The sequence below is a fragment of the Mesorhizobium kamtschaticum genome (assembly GCF_056174585.1).
Genome location: NZ_JBWBWI020000002.1, coordinates 657,309 through 677,504, shown reverse-complemented (window position 1 = coordinate 677,504; position 20,196 = coordinate 657,309). Strand labels below are relative to the sequence as shown.

The 20,196-nt window shown below is 60.7% G+C and carries 22 protein-coding genes, 1 tRNA gene and 3 pseudogenes; 18 read left to right on the top strand and 8 right to left on the bottom strand.

Going from position 1 to position 20,196, the window contains the following annotated elements; translation table 11 throughout:
- The first annotated feature begins 144 nt into the window (after nucleotides 1–144).
- Both AC0V7N_RS39020 and AC0V7N_RS39015 read left to right on the top strand, forming a co-directional pair.
- Nucleotides 145–1,386, top strand: coding sequence for a hypothetical protein (locus AC0V7N_RS39020; RefSeq protein ID WP_496628204.1), 1,242 nt, complete (start codon nucleotides 145–147; stop codon nucleotides 1,384–1,386).
- Nucleotides 1,387–1,622: 236 nt separating this feature from the next.
- Nucleotides 1,623–2,849 carry an ApeA N-terminal domain 1-containing protein gene (locus AC0V7N_RS39015; RefSeq protein WP_496628203.1) on the top strand — a complete coding sequence of 409 codons (1,227 nt, stop codon included), beginning with the start codon at nucleotides 1,623–1,625 and terminating at the stop codon, nucleotides 2,847–2,849.
- Nucleotides 2,850–3,220: 371 nt separating this feature from the next.
- Here the strand turns inward: AC0V7N_RS39015 and AC0V7N_RS39010 are convergent, their stop codons facing one another.
- From AC0V7N_RS39010 to AC0V7N_RS38990, 5 genes and pseudogenes are all read right to left on the bottom strand, one after another.
- Nucleotides 3,221–3,550: a hypothetical protein gene (locus tag AC0V7N_RS39010; protein WP_496628202.1), complete on the bottom strand. Its 330-nt coding sequence runs from the start codon at nucleotides 3,548–3,550 to the stop codon at nucleotides 3,221–3,223.
- 119 nt (nucleotides 3,551–3,669) lie between these two features.
- Nucleotides 3,670–4,280 (bottom strand): annotated as a pseudogene (gene istB, locus AC0V7N_RS39005) (IS21-like element helper ATPase IstB); the annotation flags it as partial.
- A gap of 69 nt (nucleotides 4,281–4,349) precedes the next feature.
- Nucleotides 4,350–4,520 (bottom strand): annotated as a pseudogene (locus tag AC0V7N_RS39000) (ImmA/IrrE family metallo-endopeptidase); the annotation flags it as partial.
- A complete protein-coding gene (locus AC0V7N_RS38995) occupies nucleotides 4,472–4,720 on the bottom strand; it encodes a hypothetical protein (protein WP_496628454.1) in 249 nt (82 codons plus the stop codon). The pseudogene AC0V7N_RS39000 and the gene AC0V7N_RS38995, both read right to left, overlap by 49 nt.
- Entirely contained in the window at nucleotides 4,717–5,043 is a 327-nt protein-coding gene (locus AC0V7N_RS38990; RefSeq protein WP_496628201.1) for a helix-turn-helix domain-containing protein, read from the bottom strand. The genes AC0V7N_RS38995 and AC0V7N_RS38990 overlap by 4 nt, the downstream gene beginning before the upstream one ends.
- Before the next feature lie 154 nt (nucleotides 5,044–5,197).
- On the opposite strand from AC0V7N_RS38990, the gene AC0V7N_RS38985 reads away from it, so the two are divergent.
- The 5 genes from AC0V7N_RS38985 (at nucleotide 5,198) to AC0V7N_RS38965 (ending at nucleotide 7,960) form a co-directional block, all read left to right on the top strand.
- A complete protein-coding gene (locus tag AC0V7N_RS38985; protein WP_496628200.1) occupies nucleotides 5,198–5,419 on the top strand; it encodes a DUF2188 domain-containing protein in 222 nt (73 codons plus the stop codon).
- Nucleotides 5,420–5,445: 26 nt separating this feature from the next.
- Nucleotides 5,446–5,718, top strand: coding sequence for a multiubiquitin domain-containing protein (locus tag AC0V7N_RS38980; RefSeq protein WP_120018640.1), 273 nt, complete (start codon nucleotides 5,446–5,448; stop codon nucleotides 5,716–5,718).
- On the top strand, nucleotides 5,693–6,868 hold the full coding sequence (locus AC0V7N_RS38975) for a DUF6791 domain-containing protein (protein ID WP_496628199.1): 1,176 nt from the start codon (nucleotides 5,693–5,695) through the stop codon (nucleotides 6,866–6,868). The genes AC0V7N_RS38980 and AC0V7N_RS38975 overlap by 26 nt, the downstream gene beginning before the upstream one ends.
- On the top strand, nucleotides 6,865–7,272 hold the full coding sequence (locus AC0V7N_RS38970) for a ubiquitination-like system serine protease family protein (protein ID WP_496628198.1): 408 nt from the start codon (nucleotides 6,865–6,867) through the stop codon (nucleotides 7,270–7,272). Before AC0V7N_RS38975 ends, AC0V7N_RS38970 begins: the two co-directional genes overlap by 4 nt.
- Before the next feature lie 211 nt (nucleotides 7,273–7,483).
- Complete coding sequence (locus tag AC0V7N_RS38965) at nucleotides 7,484–7,960, top strand: hypothetical protein (protein WP_496628197.1); 477 nt, start codon at nucleotides 7,484–7,486, stop codon at nucleotides 7,958–7,960.
- A 34-nt stretch (nucleotides 7,961–7,994) separates the two neighbouring features.
- Here AC0V7N_RS38965 and AC0V7N_RS38960 read toward each other — a convergent pair whose 3' ends face one another.
- Nucleotides 7,995–8,633, bottom strand: a complete 639-nt coding sequence (locus AC0V7N_RS38960; RefSeq protein WP_496628196.1) for a poly-gamma-glutamate hydrolase family protein — start codon at nucleotides 8,631–8,633, stop codon at nucleotides 7,995–7,997.
- Nucleotides 8,634–8,825: 192 nt separating this feature from the next.
- Between AC0V7N_RS38960 and AC0V7N_RS38955 the strand changes: the two genes are divergently transcribed.
- From AC0V7N_RS38955 to AC0V7N_RS38920, 8 genes are all read left to right on the top strand, one after another.
- Nucleotides 8,826–10,121: a DUF2130 domain-containing protein gene (locus tag AC0V7N_RS38955; RefSeq protein ID WP_496628195.1), complete on the top strand. Its 1,296-nt coding sequence runs from the start codon at nucleotides 8,826–8,828 to the stop codon at nucleotides 10,119–10,121.
- A gap of 192 nt (nucleotides 10,122–10,313) precedes the next feature.
- On the top strand, nucleotides 10,314–11,141 hold the full coding sequence (locus tag AC0V7N_RS38950) for a DUF3800 domain-containing protein (protein ID WP_091600501.1): 828 nt from the start codon (nucleotides 10,314–10,316) through the stop codon (nucleotides 11,139–11,141).
- A 349-nt stretch (nucleotides 11,142–11,490) separates the two neighbouring features.
- Nucleotides 11,491–11,973 (top strand): helix-turn-helix domain-containing protein, encoded by a 483-nt coding sequence (locus AC0V7N_RS38945; protein WP_023679072.1) that lies wholly within the window; start codon nucleotides 11,491–11,493, stop codon nucleotides 11,971–11,973.
- Nucleotides 11,974–11,979: 6 nt separating this feature from the next.
- Nucleotides 11,980–12,084, top strand: a tRNA-OTHER gene (locus AC0V7N_RS38940).
- A gap of 146 nt (nucleotides 12,085–12,230) precedes the next feature.
- A complete protein-coding gene (locus AC0V7N_RS38935) occupies nucleotides 12,231–13,304 on the top strand; it encodes a TIR domain-containing protein (RefSeq protein ID WP_496628194.1) in 1,074 nt (357 codons plus the stop codon).
- 192 nt (nucleotides 13,305–13,496) lie between these two features.
- Nucleotides 13,497–14,543 (top strand): DUF4238 domain-containing protein, encoded by a 1,047-nt coding sequence (locus AC0V7N_RS38930; protein ID WP_496628193.1) that lies wholly within the window; start codon nucleotides 13,497–13,499, stop codon nucleotides 14,541–14,543.
- A gap of 275 nt (nucleotides 14,544–14,818) precedes the next feature.
- Complete coding sequence (locus AC0V7N_RS38925; RefSeq protein ID WP_023679075.1) at nucleotides 14,819–15,328, top strand: SLATT domain-containing protein; 510 nt, start codon at nucleotides 14,819–14,821, stop codon at nucleotides 15,326–15,328.
- Nucleotides 15,325–16,104: an SMODS domain-containing nucleotidyltransferase gene (locus AC0V7N_RS38920; protein WP_496628192.1), complete on the top strand. Its 780-nt coding sequence runs from the start codon at nucleotides 15,325–15,327 to the stop codon at nucleotides 16,102–16,104. The genes AC0V7N_RS38925 and AC0V7N_RS38920 overlap by 4 nt, the downstream gene beginning before the upstream one ends.
- Nucleotides 16,105–16,509: 405 nt before the next feature.
- Here AC0V7N_RS38920 and scpB read toward each other — a convergent pair whose 3' ends face one another.
- Together scpB and AC0V7N_RS38910 are read right to left on the bottom strand one after the other, a co-directional pair.
- A complete protein-coding gene (gene scpB / locus AC0V7N_RS38915) occupies nucleotides 16,510–17,217 on the bottom strand; it encodes an SMC-Scp complex subunit ScpB (RefSeq protein ID WP_496628191.1) in 708 nt (235 codons plus the stop codon).
- A 5-nt stretch (nucleotides 17,218–17,222) separates the two neighbouring features.
- A pseudogene (locus tag AC0V7N_RS38910) lies at nucleotides 17,223–18,238 on the bottom strand (DUF1403 family protein).
- Between the two features lie 167 nt (nucleotides 18,239–18,405).
- Between AC0V7N_RS38910 and AC0V7N_RS38905 the strand changes: the two are divergent.
- From AC0V7N_RS38905 to AC0V7N_RS38895, 3 genes are read left to right on the top strand one after another with little or no spacing between them, the layout of a single operon-like run.
- Nucleotides 18,406–18,663 carry a type II toxin-antitoxin system VapB family antitoxin gene (locus AC0V7N_RS38905; protein WP_258581089.1) on the top strand — a complete coding sequence of 86 codons (258 nt, stop codon included), beginning with the start codon at nucleotides 18,406–18,408 and terminating at the stop codon, nucleotides 18,661–18,663.
- Nucleotides 18,663–19,049 carry a type II toxin-antitoxin system VapC family toxin gene (locus AC0V7N_RS38900; RefSeq protein ID WP_258581088.1) on the top strand — a complete coding sequence of 129 codons (387 nt, stop codon included), beginning with the start codon at nucleotides 18,663–18,665 and terminating at the stop codon, nucleotides 19,047–19,049. The genes AC0V7N_RS38905 and AC0V7N_RS38900 overlap by 1 nt, the downstream gene beginning before the upstream one ends.
- 2 nt (nucleotides 19,050–19,051) lie before the next feature.
- The gene (locus AC0V7N_RS38895) at nucleotides 19,052–20,191 is read left to right on the top strand and encodes a tyrosine-type recombinase/integrase (RefSeq protein WP_496628190.1); all 1,140 of its coding nucleotides are present in this window, start codon (nucleotides 19,052–19,054) and stop codon (nucleotides 20,189–20,191) included.
- The last annotated feature ends 5 nt before the right edge of the window (nucleotides 20,192–20,196 follow it).

The following is a 20,196-nucleotide window of genomic DNA, read 5'->3' as shown; positions in this document are numbered from 1 at the left end:
AAGGCCAGCTTGACGACCAAGTCACGCCTTGTACTACCGCGTGTACATTAAAATCAGTTGATAGCTAATGACTCAGCTGCTCAGCAGCGAGATCGGATAGAATAAATCCTGGCCGAGGCAGATCGTTGACTCTAAAGGTGCTGCATGCTCAGGGTAAAATGGATTCAGCACGCGGTGGGCCATGGCGGCTTCCACACTGGCCACCTCGAGGTGCCCGGCGAAGGAACATTCAACTGGGCCTTCGACTGCGGTTCGCGGCGGACTGCCAGATTCAATGAGTATCTGACCGGGTGGGCCCGTCGATCACCGATGGCACTCGACTGGTTGTTCGTGTCGCATTTCGACACCGACCATGTAAGCGGTCTCGACAGCCTCATGAGCCGCACTCTGATCGATAATGTGATGGTGCCGTACCTGAACGACCGCGAGTTCGCCTATCTGCTTCTTCACGAGGTCGCCCGCGACAACCTCGACCGAACCCTGTTTGATCTGGCGGCCGATCCTACAGGCTTTTTCGTGTCGCGTGGGGCTGAACGCGTCATCTACCTTCGTGGCAGCCTACCAGGTGACGAACCAGGAATTTCGGAGGGGCGTGGTCCCGACCGTCCCAAAGACGAGCGTGGCTGGTATACGGTGGTCAACCCGGCGCCGTGGCCGGTGTCGGACCCTAATCAGGAGATCGACGCGTCGATGTCGCCGGATCGAACCCAGATCATCGACGGCGGCGTTTGCGAGATTACCTTGCATACCCGTGCCGTCGGACTGCGTCTTAAACCCTATCGCGCGCCAATCCAGCCTTATGCTTTGCGCGGCATAGTCAAGGCAATCGAGCATGTGGTTGGTGCGACCTTCGTTGGATCGCTCCAGCCTGGACTTGGTGCTTTCGCTTATGCCGTCGCCCGTCATGCACGGACTCCCGCGGGCCGGGCCGGGCTTCGCAACATCTACAAGCATTATGTGGGTTCTTCGAACCGCGCGTCGCTGTCGTTATTAAGCACACCGGTCGTCAGCGCCGACGTGCATCAACATTGGGAACTCCATCGGCCACATCGCTGGTCTATCGGCTGGTCAGAGCCCGCGTGGCTCAATACCGGCGACGCTGAGCTGCTCAAACCTGCCCACCTTAGCGACTGGCAATCTTGCTACCAGAATGAACTTGCGCGCGTACGGATGCTCGCCCTGCCTCACCATGGCTCGGACAAGAATTCCAACGCAGCCCTCCAGGCGCTTTGTTCCGACGCCACTTTCGTCACCCATGTCCGCACAGGAAGTAAAAAGCACCCCGGCGACGCGGTCCTTGCGGCCGCCGGAGATCGGCTGGTGTCAGTGACCGAGGAGATCGGCTCGACGGTTACGATGACCTACGAGGCCTACGATGCGAAATAAGCGGCGGGGTCTTCCCTGCCTATGGACGCGACCCGCGACATTGCTGACGATTACCTTTGACCTTTGCCTTAGGCGTGATGTCAGCCTTGGCGCAACCCGGGATCACAGATTGCAATGCCGGAAACGGTCCGGCCGAGCAGCCGCGCCCAGTTCGCTCGCAATTGGCTGGATTAAGCTAGCCAGCCCGGTTGCACATCGGGCGTCACGCAGGTCCCCCTCGATAAAGTGAAACGAGAATGCCGTCTTACCTAGTCGAAAGCCGCGGCTATTTCTGGCAGTCTGAGCTGCTGGTGCCGGACACACATTTCGCGCACCCCACCAGCGTCCCGGGCATGCTGCGGATATCCGAGACCGGTCGGATCGACCTGGAATTGGACGCCCCACTTGGGCGGCCCGGTCCGGTGGATCGTGTTTCGCGGCTGTTCCGCCAAGGTCCGGTTGATGGCAGCATGGCGGGGGTGCTTGCCGGGACAGACGAGCGGGTGTGGCTCGCAGGACTGATCCCGAATGGTGGCAATACCCATATGGACGGACCATCCACCGAGGCCTACCGCGCCAGCCAATGTCTGATTTCTCACGATCGGTTCCAGGCGGAAAAAGTCCTGCGGTTCTCGCAGCTCGAGATACCTCTCGACGGCCTCGAGGATTGGCTTCTTTTGAGGACCATAAACGTCACGAAAACCGCGCGCACCGTCACAGCCACTTACCGGAGGCCCACCGCGCAACGCTGGAGCCTGGACGGGCAAACGCTCGAACTGGTCCGCTGGATTGACGGGCGCCATGCCCTCAAGATGCGCGAGCTGGCCTGGCGGGAGCGGGCCTCGTTGCGCCTGCAGCTCTCCAAGCGGACGCTGACTGCCGACGATGCCATCGATCTGACGTCGAAAATCCAGGACCTGCTGATTTTGCTCACAGACAGCAATCGAGGTGTGCCGTTCCCCATCCTCCGCCGGACCCGAAAGAGCGCACCTGTGCGTCTTTACTATCGCCGGTCCCCGCGCGGACCCGAGCCGGTGATTTGGGATCAGTGTTTCGCCACCTTCGGCCTGTGCCGGGAACCATTCGGCACGGTGCTCGAGACCTGGCTCGCGCTCTACGACCGCTTCGGTCCAGGCGTGCACCTCTATCTCGGCAACCGGCGCGGTCAAGTGATGTATCCGGAGCACCGTTTCGCGAGTCTCGTGTGGGGCTTGGAAGCACTGCATCGCAAGCTCCATCCCGCTCCCGAGTCCAATCCGAACCTCGCCGCCAAGGTGCAGCGCATTTTAGACGCGATCGCAACGAAAAAGGATCGCGACTGGGCCGAGCGGTGGCTGCCGCAGAGTGATGAGCCGTCGCTTGCCACCAGAATCGCTCAACTTGTCGGCACCCTGCCCCTTGAGTTCCAGCCTGGTCAGCTGAAAACCTTCGCTGAGCGATGCGCAGGCCGGCGCAATGACGTCTCCCACTTCGGCGGAAGATGAGAACTTGGTGATTACGATGCCTTCGTTGACGACATCCAGCTGCTGAGTTCGGCGCTCAGCCTCCTCTATCACGCGTTGCTTCTCCATCTGGCCGGGTTGCCGAGCTCGCTTGTCCGGCGCCGGTTCATCGACGGGCACAACCGCTTTGCCGCCGTTCGTGTGCTTGAAGACGCCGGCCTGACCCTGCGGAGCGACCGCCGCCGCTGGCGAGGACCAGGTGTAACGCGACAATCTGGAAGAGAGGTCGCGCTCTCACGTTGATTGCCGCGCCGCAACCAGGCGACGTCGTCGCAACGAGATGTGTGAGAGTACCGCGGCGGGTTCTGCGCGTGGCACAAACCGCCGAGGGCGGCCTTGATGCCCAGCCGCCTTTACCGGTCAAGATGTAGGCGGCGTTTGAGCCGCTCAGCAGAGGTCATTTCCGCTTCTTCGTCAGCCTCGTCGTCATCGCCGGAGGCTGCCTCTCGCGACAGCATGATCAGTGCGAAGCCCTGCCGCTGCAGAAGGACTTGCTCGTAGAGCGGCGCGGCTTGTGTACCCCTCTCCACATGGAGCCACACGCCGGCGTCGGTTTCGTCAATCTCACTGGGCACGCCGATTTCATGCTTGCGCCGCAGCAGCAGCGAGTGCGCGGGAACCATGGCCCCGGTTGGGACTGAAAGTCTGGGAAATTTGAGCGAGTCGCGATAGTCACGCAGCACCTTGTCGTTCTGCTGCGCGCTTCGCAAAAGCTGGACAGCGATTCCGCTAATTCCCGGACAGCGTTTTCACAAAAGTCCGGACAGTTTGACGAGGTTGGTCCTCGGCAGCCTGGTTGCTGTTAGGGCTGATTGATTTCGGTGTTCTCGGAGTCGGTCAAGAGGGGCGAGGCTTTTTTCTTTCGCATGCTCTCGCCATGGAGGGCGATGCGGTGTGCATTGTGCACGATGCGGTCGAGTATGGCGTCGGCGACCGTGCTGTCGTTAATAAGGTCGTGCCAGCTTGCCACGGGGACCTGGGCGGTGATCAGGGTGGATTTCTCTGATAGCGCTCCTCGACGATTTCAAAGAGGTGGAAGCGCTGCTGATCGGAGAGAGCATGGGTGCCGAAGTCGTCGAGGATGAGCAACTGGGCACGGGTGAGCTTGTCGATGAGGCGGGGGAAGGAACCATCGAGGCGGGCGAGCGCGAGATCCTCGAACAGGCGCGGCACGCGCACATAGAGCACGGAGTGACCGAGCCTGGCTGCCTGCCTGCCGAAGGCACAGGCCAACCATGACTTGCCGGTGCCGGTCTGACCGGTCACGATCAGGTTCTCACGGGCGGTGAGCCATTGCCCCTGGGCGAGCGCCAGGGTGTTGCGCCGATCGAGACCACGGGAAGCGGCAAAATCGATATCTTCGATGCAGGCCTGGACAAAGCGTAGCTTGGCGGAGGCGAGCCGGTTACCCACGGCAACATCAACCCGGAATTTTGGGGCCGGCATAAGGAGCTGCGAGGCAAAGCGATTGGCCTCGACTTCCATTTTCAGGCGCCGATCCGACTCCCCGCCCTTCAGCGCCCGCATGTCCTGGAGCTTGCAAAGAAAACGTCCTTCGGCCGACGGCACATGCGACGGCATCAGGAAGTGACCAAGCTCATGGGCTAGTGTGAAGCGCCGCCGCTCCCTAGGGCTCGCTTCGTTGAAGAGAATTGTTCCGTTGAACTTGTCGGCCGAGGTGAGAAGGCCGCCTTCGTAGCCGTCAGGGGGACGATCTCGAGAATATCGAGGCGCAGGCACAACTCCTCAATGGGCACCGGAATCGCCAGATGCGGCTCGTGCTTGAGGATCTCCAGGACGAGCCGTTCGGGGCTGGCTGCATCAGCCAGATCGATGCGGCTGATGTTCATCACTTAGTGCGGCTCGCCTTGAGACGCTCGGCCAGCAAGGCGATGGTTTCCCGGTCGGCCGGCGAAAGCTCACTGAGATTGCGGTAGAGCGCCACGAGTTCGGGTTCCTCCTGACCCGCGGCCGGATTTTCGCCAACCAGATCCGCGACGCCGATCTTGTAATAGTCAGCAAGGCCTTTGAGCAGGACAAGGGATGGGTTTTTGCTGGCGCCGCGTTCAAGGTCCCAGATATGGGCCTTGGAGGCCCCGACTGCGTCGGCGACCTCCTGCAGCGATTTCCCGCTGCGCACACGCAGCTGCTTCAGCTTGACGGCCAGTTCTACCATTCAGTCCTTCTCCGGAATCATTTTTGGCGCGCACGCTTTCGCGGCACGCCGTCTGATCAGGCACTACAACATCATACCATGGGCATTGACGCAACCCGCGCCGTAAGATATAGTTGTACGCACTTGTAGCAAACGAACCTTAACGGAGACTTTTATGGGCAAAAATCAGCATGTCGTACCTCGCGACGGTCAGTTTGCGGTGCTCGGCGCCGGCAACAGCCGCGCCACTTCCCTTCATCCGACCCAAGCCGATGCGATTGCCTCGGCAAGGGACATCGCCATCAACCAGCAAAGCGAGGTGGTGATCCATAGGCCGAACGGACAAATCCGTGACTCGAACTCTTACGGCAACGATCCCTTCCCGCCGCGCGGTTAGCGGCTTCAACAAAAGGATACTCCAAAATGCAGACCCAGGAGAACGAAAAGGACAAGGACAAAACCGTCACCATTATCGTTGACGGCAGCCCCTACGAGGTCCCGAAGAAGGACACTATCAGCTACGCCGAAGTGGTGACGCTGGCCTACCCCGATTATCCGCAGCACCCCGAGATCACCTACTCGGTGACCTACACGCGCGGCGATGGCCACAAGCCGGAAGGCATCCTGGCTCCGGGTGGCAGCGTGAAGGTCAAGGAAGGGATGGTCTTCAGTGTTAATCGAACTGGCCAGTCATAACGACGATATCCGTCGCCTGCTCGAAAAGGGCTATGCCCTGAGGGTGGACACCTTGCACCTCGTGGTCCGGGACGTTCCTTACCTCGACCACGAGGGCGTGCTTCAGACCGGGTCCATTGTCGCCAAACTCGTCCCTGTCGACGAGCATCACTTCGTTCAGGATGACCACCAGGTCTATTTTGCCGGATCGGCCCCATACGGCCTCGAAGGTCAGCCCGTCCCCAACCTTGCCGGCGGTGCAACGACCATTCCATTGTCGCATGACGATGTCGTGGTCCAGAGGTCGTTTTCCAACAAGCCCGAGGGTGGCTTTGCGAACTTTTTCGACAAAGTCGAACACTACGTCGCGCTGATTTCCGGGCCGGCGATAGAGCGGTTTCCCAGCGCCACCCCCCTCACCTTTCGCGTCGATCCCGATATCGTGCCGGACTCCGTGTTCAAGGTGCATGACTCCCTGACCAGCCGCGCCGAGATCGCCGATCTCGCCAGCGTCTTCGAGGACGAGGTCATCGCCATCATCGGGCTTGGTGGCACCGGCTCCTATGTTCTCGATTTCATGGTCAAGACCAGGGTCAAGGAGATCCGCGGTTTTGATGGCGACCTGTTTTACCCGCACAACGCGTTCCGGTCGCCGGGAGCCCTGGACCTCGACGACTGGCAGAAGTCCAAAGCCTCTGTCGCCGAAAAGCGCTACACGAACTTTCGGCAGGGACTGTCCATGCGGCAGGCCTATATCGGCGCCGCCTCGACCGCTGAGCTCGAAGGGGTGACGTTTGCTTTCGTTTGCGTGGACAAGGGCTCGGCCCGCGCCGACATCTTCGAGCTTTTGGCGGGCATGGGAATACCTTTCATCGACGTCGGCATGGGCCTTAATCGCAAACAGGGCCCGCTGGCGGGCACTCTGCGCGCAACCTATTTCAGCGTCGAGGATGCCGAAAAGGTTCGCGCCATGAACCTGGCCGAAACAGTAGATGACCCAGACAACGCCTACCGGCAGAATGTCCAGATCGCGGAGCTGAACGCCATTAATGCCGCTCTTGCCGTCATGATGTACAAGCAGCGGCGCGGCTTTTACGTCGACGACAGTTCGGCGTACCATTTGCTCATGGACACGACCGCTCTCAGGATCATGTCGGAGCGCGACACATGACGGATCTGGCGCTCCGTCACGTCCAGTACGTACCAAAGCAGTTCGAGCCTGGCATTCTCTATGTCTCCAAGGAGTTTGCGGTAGCCGTTCATCTCTGCGCGTGCGGCTGCGGCAACAAGGTCTCGGTCCCGCTTGGCCCCGCCGAGTGGACGCTGTCTGAGCGCGGCGGCCGCGCAACACTGCGCCCATCGATCGGCAACTGGCAGCTGCCTTGCCAGTCCCACTACCTGATCACCGACGGTCGGATCGACTGGGCGCCGCGCTGGAGCGAGGAGCAGATCGCTGCCGGCCGCCGGTCGGAAGAGAGGCGGCGGGAAGCTTACTTCAAGACACGTGAGCCGAAGCGCAGCCTTGTCGGGCGCCTTTGGGACGCTTTGCTCAAACTGCTCGGATGGCGCGGATGACGATGACATCGTCCGAAGTTGTGCGGTCACCTTGGACGGACGGGCTGGTCCCGATGGTTCATAGTCCGGGATGTCACGGGCTCTACAAGGACGTGCACCAACCGTGTCCGGTTTGCCAGCGTCAGATGCAGCCGGACGCGTTTCCCGAGCCGAACGCCGCGACGGCCTCCCACGGTACACTTTGCCGGGGGCGGCTCCCTACACGATCTTCGTGCTGCTCGACTTGATGCGGAACGAATGGGAGCGGCCGCTAACCGCCACGAATGGGATGTCTGGGCGCGTTTCCCAGCGCCTGGTCATCGTGATCCTGTTCTGGACCGCCTTTGAGCTATTGATGGAGCGGTTTTTCGAGGCCGCCTTCGCCGACGATCCGGAGAACAAGGAGCTTCGCCGGACGCCCAACATCGGGCAAAGGCTGGACCGGGTCTACCGCGACCGCTGGGGCAAGACCTTCTGGGACGATCTGGCCGACATCGGCTACCCCGAGGTGGCACGGCACCTCCAGACCGTTCAGAATAGGCGCAACGCGTTCATCCACGGCGACGCCGAAGCGATCGACGAGGCGTTGGTTACCTCGGCGGTCGCAAAATTGCTGGACGTCCAACTTGCCTGGATCGCGCTCTTCAACAAGCGCTGTACCGGCAGGCAGAACAAGATTCCGGTATGGGCGTTCAGACCGAAGCCGTGATCGTCGGGCTGAAGGGCTGGCCGCCGCCCAGATGTCAAGCCGTCCCATTTTTGCAGAGATGACCCGAAATCGCCTTGCGAATCGCGCCGGAAAATAGAGAGCGGCGTTCGGGGTTCGCGACCAGCGCATCCCGGAGCGTTTTTGGCAACTCGAGTTGCACGCCCGCCCGGGATATTCCGCGGTTGCATATGTTGTTCCGGTGCTCGCCGGGAAGGCGATGGCCGGACGTGATGGCCTTGAAGCCCACGCTCGTAACTGCCAGCGCAATGGCGTCGCGCAACTCCTTGCCCCGGCCGCCGAGCCAGATCGTCTCCGGGTCGTCGCCGTCCGCGCGGCCGTGCATGCCGATCGCGATCTGGGCCTTGCTGACCAAGCCGACGCATTGATTTTCGTCGAAACATTCGGACGGTATATGCAGCTCGCGATGCGGTCGTTTAGGCTTGAGCCCTTCAAACAGATATAGCGAGAAATCATCACCAGCGACGGCGGTGGCCAATTGAGACGTGCCATGCTCAATCCAGCCGCCATGCGGCGCTACAATTGCTACGTTCGAAGCTCGATCCAGAACCAGGAAATCGTAGTCAACGCCCTGCAGCTTCTCGGCTGCCAGGTCAGCGAAAGCCATGTACTCGCCGTCTTTGGTCTTCCGCACAATGCCTGGAGATCGATTCATCGCTAGCTCCCTGTCTATCTATTATATCCTCCGGATCGCAACGAAGACGGCCTATGGCCGGTTCAGTTCCGGTCAAGTCACCTCTCCGGGGGATAACTGGCAAGTTCACTCTTTGTTCTATCCGGCCGCCCTGCAATCCTGTATACTTTGAGGCGTTCTTTTGCACCACGTTCCCTTGCGAGGATTTGCCTGATGACTGTCCAGCCCAGGACTCTCAATGAGCCGACAATCAGCTGCCCGAGCTGCAAGACCGACATCAAGCTCAACGAGTCGCTCGCGGCGCCGCTGATTGCGGCCACGCGCGAGGAATATGAACGGCGACTGGCGCAGAGCAACGCCGCCATGACGGCCAGGGAGGAGGAGGTTCAACGCAAGCAGGCGGCTATCGACGCCGCCCGGGATGACATCGACAGCCAGGTCGCCGAAAAACTCAAGCTCGAGCGTGCCGCCATCGCCGCCGAAGAGGCCCGCAAGGCAAAACTTCTGGTCTCGACCGACCTTGAGGACAAGGACAGGAGGCTGGGCGAGATGGCGACGACGCTGAGGGCGCGGGACGAAAAGCTCGCCGCGGCGCAGTTGCAGCAGGCCGAATTTATGAAGCAGCAGCGGGCGCTCGACGATGAAAAGCGCGAAATGGCGCTGACCATCGAAAAGAGGATCCAGGAAGGGTTGGACGCCGTCCGCGTCAAGGCCAGGACCGAAGCCGAAGACGGCCTCAAGATGAAGGTGGCCGAGAAAGAGGAACAGATCGCCGGCATGCAGCGCCAGATCGAGGAGCTGAAGCGCCGCGCCGAGCAAGGATCTCAGCAGCTTCAGGGCGAGGTCCTTGAGCTCGAGTTGGAGTCGCTGATCGCCAGCCGGTTCCCGATGGACATCATCGAACCGGTCGCCAAGGGTGAGTTCGGTGGTGACGTGCTGCAACGCGTGGTGGGACCGGCCGGCCAGCCGTGCGGCGCGATCCTGTGGGAATCAAAACGCACCAGGAACTGGAGCCAGGGCTGGCTGGGCAAGCTGCGGACAGACCAGCGCGCCGCCAAGGCAGACATCGCGTTGATGATCTCCGAGGCGCTGCCTGCGGGGGTCGAAACGTTCGATCTGGTGGATGGCGTCTACATCGCCCATCCCAAATGCGCGATTCCGATCGCGATCATGCTCCGGCAGTCCCTCATCGAGCTCGCCAACTCCCGCCTCGCCCAGGACGGCCAGGCCACCAAGATGGAGCAGGTCTACGGCTATCTGACTGGCCCCAGGTTTCGCCACCGGGTCGAGGCGATCGTCGAGAAATTCTCCGATATGCAGGACGACCTTGCCAGGGAAAGGAAAGCCACAATCCGCCTCTGGGCCAAGCGGGAGGCTCAGATCCAGGGTGTCATCGAGTCGACCGTCGGAATGTACGGTGATCTGCAGGGCATCGCCGGCAAGGTGATGCAGGAGATCGCGGGCTTGGAGGTCTTGGCCATAGAAGCATCCGCGTCCATGCCCGATTGAGAAAGGCTAATCTAGACTGGATATCGGGTTTGAGAACGAGGGCAAGCTGGTCTTTGTTACGGATGATCCGTCAAAAGCGGAACGCAACGCAAAGAAGCCGCCGCGCTGAACCCACTCGCCCGGCCGGGTCATCAGATTGCTATGCAGCCTCCGGTTTTTGAGCCAAGCTGTGCGGACAATGAAAGCCTGCCCGTGACAGACCGCGAAATCCACCTTTACCTCGATGACAGCGGCAGCCGTGAGCCAGACCGAGAGCCCAGAGAGAAGCGCCGGGACGAAATGGATTATTTCGCCCTCGGCGGCATCCTCATCAACGAGGAAGACGTCGATGAGCTCTATGCCCGCCACAAGGCCTTCTGCCAGAAGCACGGCATCACCTACCCGCTCCACTCCTGGGCGATCCGGGGCGGCCGTGGCGACTTCGGCTGGCTGAAGAAGCCGGAGTCCGCTTTTGAATTCCTCGGAGACTTGCAGGGAATGCTGCTTGGGCTGCCCGTGATCGGCATCGCCGCAGTCATCGACCGACCGGGCTATGTTGCCCGCTACCGCGACCGGTACCGGGACCAGCTCTGGTTCATGTGCAAGACCGCCTACTGCATCCTGATCGAGCGCGCCGCCAAATATGCCCGCAGCCAGGACCGCAAGCTGCGCGTGTTCTTCGAGCGCGCCGGCAAAGCCGAGGACCGCGACCTGGTGGCCTACACGCGGATCCTGAAGACGCAGGGGATGCCGTTCGACGGCGCCAACTCCGCCAGCTACGGGTCGTTAACTGCCGAGGAGTTCAGGGACATCGTGCGCGGGGAGCCCCGCGGCAGAACCAAAGCCACGCCGATGTTGCAGATCGCCGATCTCTACCTCTATCCGATGGCCAAGGGCGGCTATGACCCGTCCTACCGGCCCTACAGGGCCCTGATGGACCACAAGCGTCTCATCGACGCGCACCTGCAGCCCGAAGACCTGGCATCCTGCGGCATCAAATACAGCTGCTTTGAACGGATAAAAAACAAAGACCCGGACTAGCCGGGCCTTTGTTTTGAAAAGTTCGGCTGGCGCCTGGCGCCAACCCCGGAGCGATGCTCACGCCCAAAGTATGGGTATTGACGCTCTCTTTGTCAACACCCCGGGTGAACCTCTGGTCGGGGGGCCCCTATCTTATCGCTTGCATGTAGCACGGTTGGTCTGATCGACACTTCATATTATCAAGTCCTCTTCTTTGGGTGCAGCGCGGTTCCCCGGCCCCTGAATCCAGGGACATAGGCCGGGCGAACCTTGAAACACCCTCCCCCTGAATGCAGAACCGTCCCCAATGCCCTTGCGTCATCACGGGAAACCACCATATCTCGGCGCAGTTCATCACAGGGAGCCTCAGATGGCCCAGCCAGAAACCGCCAAGGCAGACGTCGACAAGCTACGCACCAACGAGAAGAAGTGGACCAAGGCACTCATGGCCACGGGCTGGAGCGCTTTCCCGAACATCATCATCGAGAAGCAGCAGGCTCTCGGCCTCGATGCGCTCGACATGAACATCATCATCCACCTGGTCCAGTACTGGTGGCTGCCCGACAACCTTCCCCACCCCTCGGTCGAAACCATCGCCAAGGCGATCGGGGTGACGCCCCGCACCATTCAGAAACGCATTGCCGCCCTCGAGGCCCTTAAACTTCTTGGCCGGGAGGAACGGCGCAACACGCCAAATGGCAGCATGACGAACCGCTATCATTTCGATGGCCTGATCGAGGCCGCCAGGCCGTTTGCCTTGGAAAAGGCCGCCGAGATCAAGAAGGCGGCTGAGGAGAGATCGAACCGGTTGAAGCGTAAGAAGCCGCAGCTGGTCGTGGACAACGATGCATAGGCAGATCGTGGCGTAGCTCAGAGGATAGAGCGCCTCGCTTTCGACCTGGGTGGTGCGTGACACCGCTATCTAGGGGCGAGGAGGTCGCAGGTTCAAGTCCTGCCGTCACGCCATTGTCCTCGATATGGATCCCTCGGCTCCGGAAACTCGAAAGATTTCCGGTACCGGACCCATAATCTACCGTGGTTTTTCAATGGCCTCCCTTTGATATTTGTTCTGCGTATGTTCATATCAAGGGACCAACACGAGGACTCAATATGGGCATGCGATACAATGGCCGGCCGTTTGATTCGGGGGATTTTGCAAAGGATTTTGAAGCTGCGGCTGTCGAGAGCATCAAGGAACAGCTGTGGGAGAGGTTCAGTGCCATTCGCCATCCTGATACAGGCGAATTTCCCACTGTCCTGGTCCTTGGAGAAGCCCTTGACGATTTGCGGCTCAGTATTGAGGGCTCGCCGCAGCTTCTCGCGCTGGTGAAGGACAAGATGAGCGACAATGAGCAGGCGTCGACTGTGTTCCTGCCCCTGCAACAGGGCTCGCCGAAAGCCTTTCTCAGCTACTCGTTCGACGATCGCGAGCTAGCAGAGACGGTCGCGCGCGCCCTGATGGCGGATGGAATCGATACCTGGTGGGCGGAATGGGAGATCCGCTCCGGAGATTCCTTGCGCCGCAAAATCGACGAGGGACTGGGCAACTGCACGCATTTCATCGTGCTGCTGACTCCGAGCGCCATGCAGAAGCCGTGGGTCCAGCAGGAGATGGATGCCGGCCTGGTCCGCCGCATCTCTGGGCAGGCGCGCTTCATAGCCCTTCGCTACGGTGTCGCGGCACGGGAATTGCCGCCGCTTCTGTCGGGCATGCTCTCGCCAGAACTTGATGCCGCGCGCCTAGACGAAGGCGTGCGCAATCTGGTGAACGACATCCATGGCGTGACGCGTAAGCCGCAGCTCGGCCCAGCGCCCATTGCGGCTGTGCAGCCGGCGACGGGTTACTCCAAGGTCGCAACGGCAATTGCCAAGATCTTTGTTGAGGAGACGTCGGATGCAATGTTCTCGCACCCTCAGAAAGGGGTAGATGAGCTGGCGGCCACCATTGAAGCGTCAGAGGAGGACATCGAGGACGCTCTGCACGAGCTGCGCGATCTGGTTTCCGTCAGCTTCGGCCGCGTCTTGCCCAAGGAGGACCTGTTTGCCACATTCGACAAATATTTCATGGATTGGTCGCCCGAAGATGACGCGCTGCGTATCGCTGCCGACCTGATCAACGACCCGTTGATGCCCACGATACAGGCCAGGTCGCCGAGCGGTACGGCTGGGAGCCGAGGCGCATAAACCCCGCTCTGGCCTATCTGATGGCCCGCAAGCTGATCGTCGACTACAAGGTACTCGCCTGCCAGTACAATTCGATCCGGGTGGTGAAAACGGACGCCACGCGGCGCTTCGTGAAGAACCGAAGCTGAGGATGCCAATCCGCAGGGTCATGCCCGACAAGGTGCAGTGACCGGGGAGCCCGACCACAGGACCATGGAGCAGTCACCCTTCTATTTTGGCAAATGGGGAGACGTCCCCGTCGACGGCGATGTGAGGCCATTTAGCATCTTCAATCCGGTCCGCAGCGGGGCGGGACGGACGAACCGAAAACACCACTTCATCTCGGTCACCTATATGGAAGGCTTCGCCGATGACCGCGGCCGCGTCCAAGTCTATCGGGCCGAGGCGCCAGAGGCACCGCTGCCGAAGCAGCCGAGGGCAACTGGGTACGAGAACTACTATTACTCTCAGAAACTCCCCAGTGGCGGTCAAGAAAACCACAGATTCGAAGACCTCTGGAATCCAATCGAGACCGTTTGGCCGGAGACCGTCCGTGCGCTTCAAGCACGTCGTCTTTCACCGGCTTTATCCTTCAATGTCCAAGGCATGCAAACGATCATGCGCACGCGCGTTCCGGCGACCCGTGATCGCATTGCGCTTATGCTGGAGGCTAAGCTGCGAAGCGAATGCAAGGTGCTCGAGGAAATCGGTAAACTGCCCCCAGACTTGGAACGCTACGCCGGTCAGTTCGACACAGTCCCGGTCGGCATCAATCCGCAAGAAACTCTGCTCGCGATGGAGGATGAATTCCAGACGTTCGGCGATCTCTGCTTTAGGCTTGGCTTCGAGGTTCTTCACAACAAGACCGACATCCCATTCCTCACCTCCGACAATCCGGTGTGCACCTATGACCCGCGCAAACCGCTGCTCGCACGCACCCCCTACGATCACTCCGGTGACATCGAGCTGATCTTTCCCCTGACCGCCCGCATGCTGGTGCTCGGTTCAAGCAAGCGTCAGCCGTTTGGCGTCCTGTCACGGCACCGCGACGTCACGGATAAGCACAAAGTTCGCCGGTTCAATCGAACAATCGCTCAATTCGCGTACCGGATGACCGTCGGCCAGGACCGGTCGAGCGATGCGCTGATTTGTGCCCATGCGCATCTCGTACCGACGATCAGCACCGAGGTCCGCCGACACAACAATGAAATCCAGATCGTCTGGCGGCATATCTTCGGGTCGAAACCTGCTCTTTCTTAGTACATTGACACTCCAGAAAAGGCCTCTCGGCTAGAAGCGAAAATGGCCTCAGCCGCATCGAGCCCCTTGTCCGACGGGAGCTAGTAGCGCAGGAAAGAGACGTCGGCACTGCGGCGCGTCAAGCGCCTCCGGCAGCAGTATTCCCTAACCAAGCCGCAGCTGTTGCTTCGACAGACCGTCCCAGATTAACCCGCTGAAAGAAGGGGATAGATTGAAATTCCGCAGCTTGACCATGCGAGGCGTGCTAGTTCTCTCTGCTCTGCAAAGGAGACATCATGTCCGACGTGACGCGGGAACGCGTGACAGACGAACTTCTCCGCATGGAAGAAGATTGTATTCATTCCGGCAAAGCGCACTTCAACGCTTCAGCGCGCTGGGCGGTGTGGAACTATGTCTTCGGCATTCCCTCGGTGATCCTCAGCACCGCAGCGGGCGCTGCTTTTTTCAAGGACTATCCTGTCGTCGCGGGTTCCATGGCGCTTTGCGTTGCCGTCCTCACGTCGCTGATGACGTTCCTGAAACCCGGTGAGAAGTCGGCTGACCACAAGAGTTCGGGCGACCAGTACCTGGCGCTACGCAACAATTCCCGCGTTTTCCGCGAGGTCGAACTCGACAACACGCCCGATGCCGAAACCGTGCTGACCGCCCTGAAAGGCTTCACCACGCGGCGCGATGAACTGAACCAGGCAAGCCCTGCTTTTTCAGACCGCGATTTTAAGAAGGCCCGCGACGGCATTAACGCCGGCGAAGCCAAGCACGCGGTCGACAAAGGTTCCCACCAATGACAGTCAATAGCTACCTCATATCCCGTGCAAGCGACGCGGTGCTCTCGGCCGACGAGAAGGCCTCGATCGCGACCTCGGTCACGACCTTGAGCTCCCGGCTGGCCAGTTATTTCACGGTCGCCGGTGATGGCCTAACGTCGCATTTCCGGTTCGGCTCGCACACCCGTGGCACGATCCTTCCCCGCAAGATGGATGCGCACTCGGACGTTGACTACATGATCGTTTTTGAAAAAGGCGGACTGAACCCACAGACCTACCTCACCCGACTGCGTAAGTTCGCCGAGCAGAAATACGCCAACTCCGAACTCTACCAATCGAGCCCCACGGTGGTTCTGGAGCTCAACCATATCAAGTTCGACCTAGTGCCCGCCTTGTTCTCGTGGGGCACGACGTATCAGATCCCCAAGGGTCCCGATGAGTGGCAAAGCACGAACCCGAACGATTTCAACAGCACGCTCGAGACTGTCAACGGCAACAATTCCTATTTGATCAAGCCAACCGTCCGCCTCGTCAAATTCTGGAACGCAGAAGCCGGCTATGTCTACGATTCGTACGGCCTCGAAAAATGGATCGTCGGCCTGGGCTTTTATGGCTGCTACACCCAGAAGGACTACTTCTTCAAAGTGTTCGACAACCTGTCGGCGAACGAAGTGGCCCAATGGCGCAACGACAAGATCACGCGCGCCAAGGACATCATCGCCAGGGTCCGCAAGTACGAAGCCGATGACATGCCGAATTCGGCTGAGATCGAGGTCAAGAAGCTTGTCCCCGCATAGCGAGCAACACTTGTGATAGCTCTTCCGCTCCGGCCAACGCGGCTGAGCCTGCTGTCCCTGTAAACGCGATCATGCGCATCAGTGATCGCAGGCCGGTCAAATGCCGTGTCCCCTCCCCGTCGTTGGAGTGAGCACCTTGAGCGAAGCCAGGTCAACCTGTCCAACGTGCCCCACGCCTCTGTGATTGGGACATGCGCCGACGCTCCAAACCACCTATCAGTCGCGTCGACCTAACCTAGGAAACCTGTTGAGGCTCCTCGACAACTCCCGCTTCGGGCGGCGATTGGCGGGTTAACGCTGGGGATTTTGTCCGAACAATCTAGTCCTATTTCGGACGAGATCACGATTGAGACGTCGGAAATATGCTACGAATTTCGGACAAGCCTCACAAACAATAAGCCGCGGCTATTCGTCGAGTTCGCCTCCGACACCCTCTAGGCCGACGGCAAAGTCTGGCATGATGTCACCGCCCAGCAACTTCTCCTTCGACAGCAGCCCGGCATCCTCAAGCGCCTCGAAATCCGGCAGGTCGCGCAGCGTGTCGAGCCCGAACTCCAGCAGGAATTCTTTTGTCGTCACATAGGTGTAGGGCGCGCCCGGCGTTGGGCTGCGCGGACCGGAAGCGATCAGGCCGGCACCGCGCAGATGACCAATAAAATCGCGGCTGATCTCCTTGCCGAAGAAAGACGACAGTTCGGCGCGGGTGATCGGCTGGAAGTAGCCGATGCACATCAGCACCAGAACCTCAGACTGCGTAAGGTCGGCCGTCTTCCCACTTCCACCTACAGCAGCGCGGATGGCGTCTGCATAGGCAGGCCGGGTCAAATGTTTCCAGCCGCCGGCGACCGAAACGAGATCGTAAGGGCGGCCGCGCAGCTCCTCGCGGATGTCGTCGATGAGAAGATCAATGCTGCAGCTTTTCCCGACGATGCGGGCGAGCATTTCGCGCGACACCGGTTCGCTTGCGGCAAAGATGGTCGCCTCGACGCGGTGCATCCATTCGCGCCAGCGCACCTCCGGCGGCAGGTGATCCAGCTCTCGGTCAAACAACTGGTCAGCTGATCGACGGTCATCTGACCGCCCCTTCCCTTGTCTGTGCGTTGCTTCCGCCATCGCGTTCAGATCCCGTAGATGCGGAAGGTCGCGCGGCCGGACAGTTCGCGCACAGCGCCGAGCTCGACCAGCCGATCGAACAGGCGGCGCAATCCGCGGTCGCTCATGCCAGCGATCTTTTCGGATGCGACGATCGCGTCGTCGGACAGGAGTCTTTCGACGACCATGTCCGCCGCCTTGGCCCTGAGTTTTGGCGCAACGGCAAGCAGTCGGTCCGCGCGGCGCTCGAGCTCGGCGGAAAGATCAATCGCGCGTAGCGCGGCGCGCGCCTGAGCGGCAAGCAGACCTTTCGCACGCTCAGGATCTGTCTCAATGCTTGTCGCCACGGAGCTGGCTGCCGATCGACGCGGGCGGGCGCTTGTGCCCAAGGATGCTTCGGCGCCGAGCAGCGGCAAAGCATGTGCCCAGCCCAGGCGCTGCGCCAGCAAGGCGTCGGCGAGCCAGGCCCGAAGGTCCGCGCAAAGCCGTAGCGTTCGGCGATCGCGATGGCGCCGGTCATTATTCCCACCGTCCCGTCACTCGCGGCCAACTGCTGAAGATCGTCCGTCAGGGCGCTCACGCCCTCGTCGTCGGGAGCATAGCCGAATTCCTCCAATACCGCGGCCAGATTTCTCTTTGTCAGAAGCTCCTCCGCGGGCCGGGCGGCCAGCCGGCGCCAGGCGAGGAGCAAAAGGCCGGCGGGCCCGACATTGTCGCCGGGTCGCGTGAGCAGCACGGCGTCGCGCAATGCGCTTTCATCCTCGACGCGGCCAGCCTGCTGTGCCGTCACGCCGGCCGCAACAAGCGCCAGCCGCAGCCGCCAAGCGCCAGCCCATCGCTCCTGCCGACGGACCACCGCATCGAGCGCGCCGATGGCAGCGCCTGCGGTGTGCGCGAGGTCTTCAATTTCTTTTCCCGCAAGGCTTTGCGCATTCGGGGTGGCCCGACGCAGCCAGACTGGTACCGTCGCGATCGGCCCGGTCGAAGGGGCACCGGCAAGCGTGGCGTAGTGGCGCGGAGAGGGTTTAGGACGCAGAATCATCGAAAGCACGATGAATCACGGCGGCGCTTTTGGCAACAGTATTGGATAAAAAGCGCTGCGCTTGTCGGCAACATATAACGAACGATAATGTTGCATTATCGTTCATATTGACATCTTTGCCGACGACAGGTAGAAACTGACGCAAAGGTAGACTTTTGGAGCCTGTCGTGTCCCTCAATATCAAAAATCCGGCAACCGTCGCGCTGGCCGACGAGCTCGCGCGCCGCCAGGGTATCAGCAAGACGGCGGCTATTCATCAGGCCTTGAGCGAGCGCCTGCATCGCATGGGTTTCGGTGACACTGCGCAGGAGCGCCTGCTCGCGGAGCTGCGCTCAATCCGGGAGAGACTGGCGCGGTTGCCTGAACGGGATAATCGCACTGACGAGGAGATCATCGGCTACGACGAACACGGCATTCCCAACTGATGGTGATCGACACTTCAGCCATTGTGGCGATCCTGCGTAGCGAACCCGAGGCAGCAAGGCTTGAACAAGCCCTTGTCTCCGATCCAATCCGTCTGGTTCCGGCGACTTGTGTGCTCGAAGCACGCATGGTGCTGGTCAGCAGGCGCGGCGAACACGCATTGGCGGAGATCGATCTCTGGCTTCACAAGATCGGGGCCAACATCATTCCCGTTGATTCCGAATTGGTTGATCTGGCCACCCAAGCTTGGCTCTCCTACGGCAAGGGCCGTCATCCTGCCGCCTTGAACTTTGCCGATTGCTTCTCCTACGCTTTGGCAAAGCGTGCCGATGAGCCGCTGCTTTTCATCGGCAAGGACTTCTCCCAGACGGATATCGAGGCGGCATAAGGATGGCTGACGAAGGTCAAGTTTCAGCAGCTACTTCCGAAGAGAGCGATCTTCCCGACATCATCGATGTGGTCATGGAGATGGGACGCGCACCGGAGGAACCGTCAACCGAAGCCCCCTCCCCACCCCTTCCGGCCGTCGCCAATCCCCGCCAGCCGGCACATCTCGACGCGCTCGCCGAGCGCGCTCGCGATTACGTCGAGGCGGCAAGCTCAGCCAACACCCGGCGCGCCTACGCCGCCGACTGGAAGCATTTTTGCGCCTGGGCGCGCCGCCAGCATCTCGATGTGTTGCCGCCCGATCCGCAGCTCGTCGGCCTTTACATTACGGCCTGCGCGTCCGGTAAGGTAACGGGCGATAAGAAACCGAACGCCGTTTCGACAATCGAGCGACGTCTCTCTTCGCTGACCTGGAATTTTTCTCAGCGTGGCCAGCCGCTGGACAGAAAGGACCGGCATATCGCCACCGTGCTGGCCGGCATTCGCAACAGCCACGCCTCCCCGCCCCGGCAGAAAGAAGCCATTCTGCCGGAAGACCTGATCGCCATGCTCGAGACCCTTGACCGCGGCGCGCTGCGCGGCCTGCGCGACCGCGCCATGCTGCTTCTGGGCTTCGCCGGCGGGCTGCGGCGCTCGGAAATCGTCGGCCTGGATTTTTCGCGCGATCAGACCGAGGAGTCTTCGGGTTGGGTCGAGATTTTGGACAAAGGAATTTTGGTCAACATACGCGGCAAAACTGGCTGGCGCGAGGTGGAGATCGGCCGCGGTTCCGCCGATGCCACATGTCCGGTAGTCGCTCTGCAGACCTGGCTGAAACTGGCGCGGATTGGCCATGGCCCTTTGTTTCGGCGCGTCACCGGTCAAGGCAAGGCCGTTGGCGCCGAGCGCCTCAACCCCCAGGAGGTCGCGCGGCTGGTCAAGCGCGCTGCACTGGCTGCCGGTGTTCGCGGCGACCTGGCCGAAGGGGAGCGTGGGGCAAAATTCTCGGGGCATTCGCTGCGCGCCGGCCTTGCCTCCTCGGCCGAGGTCGATGAGCGCTATGTGCAGAAACAACTCGGCCATGCCTCCGCCGAAATGACCCGCCGCTATCAGCGCCGGCGCGACCGTTTTCGTGTTAATCTCACCAAGGCATCAGGACTGTAAACGGC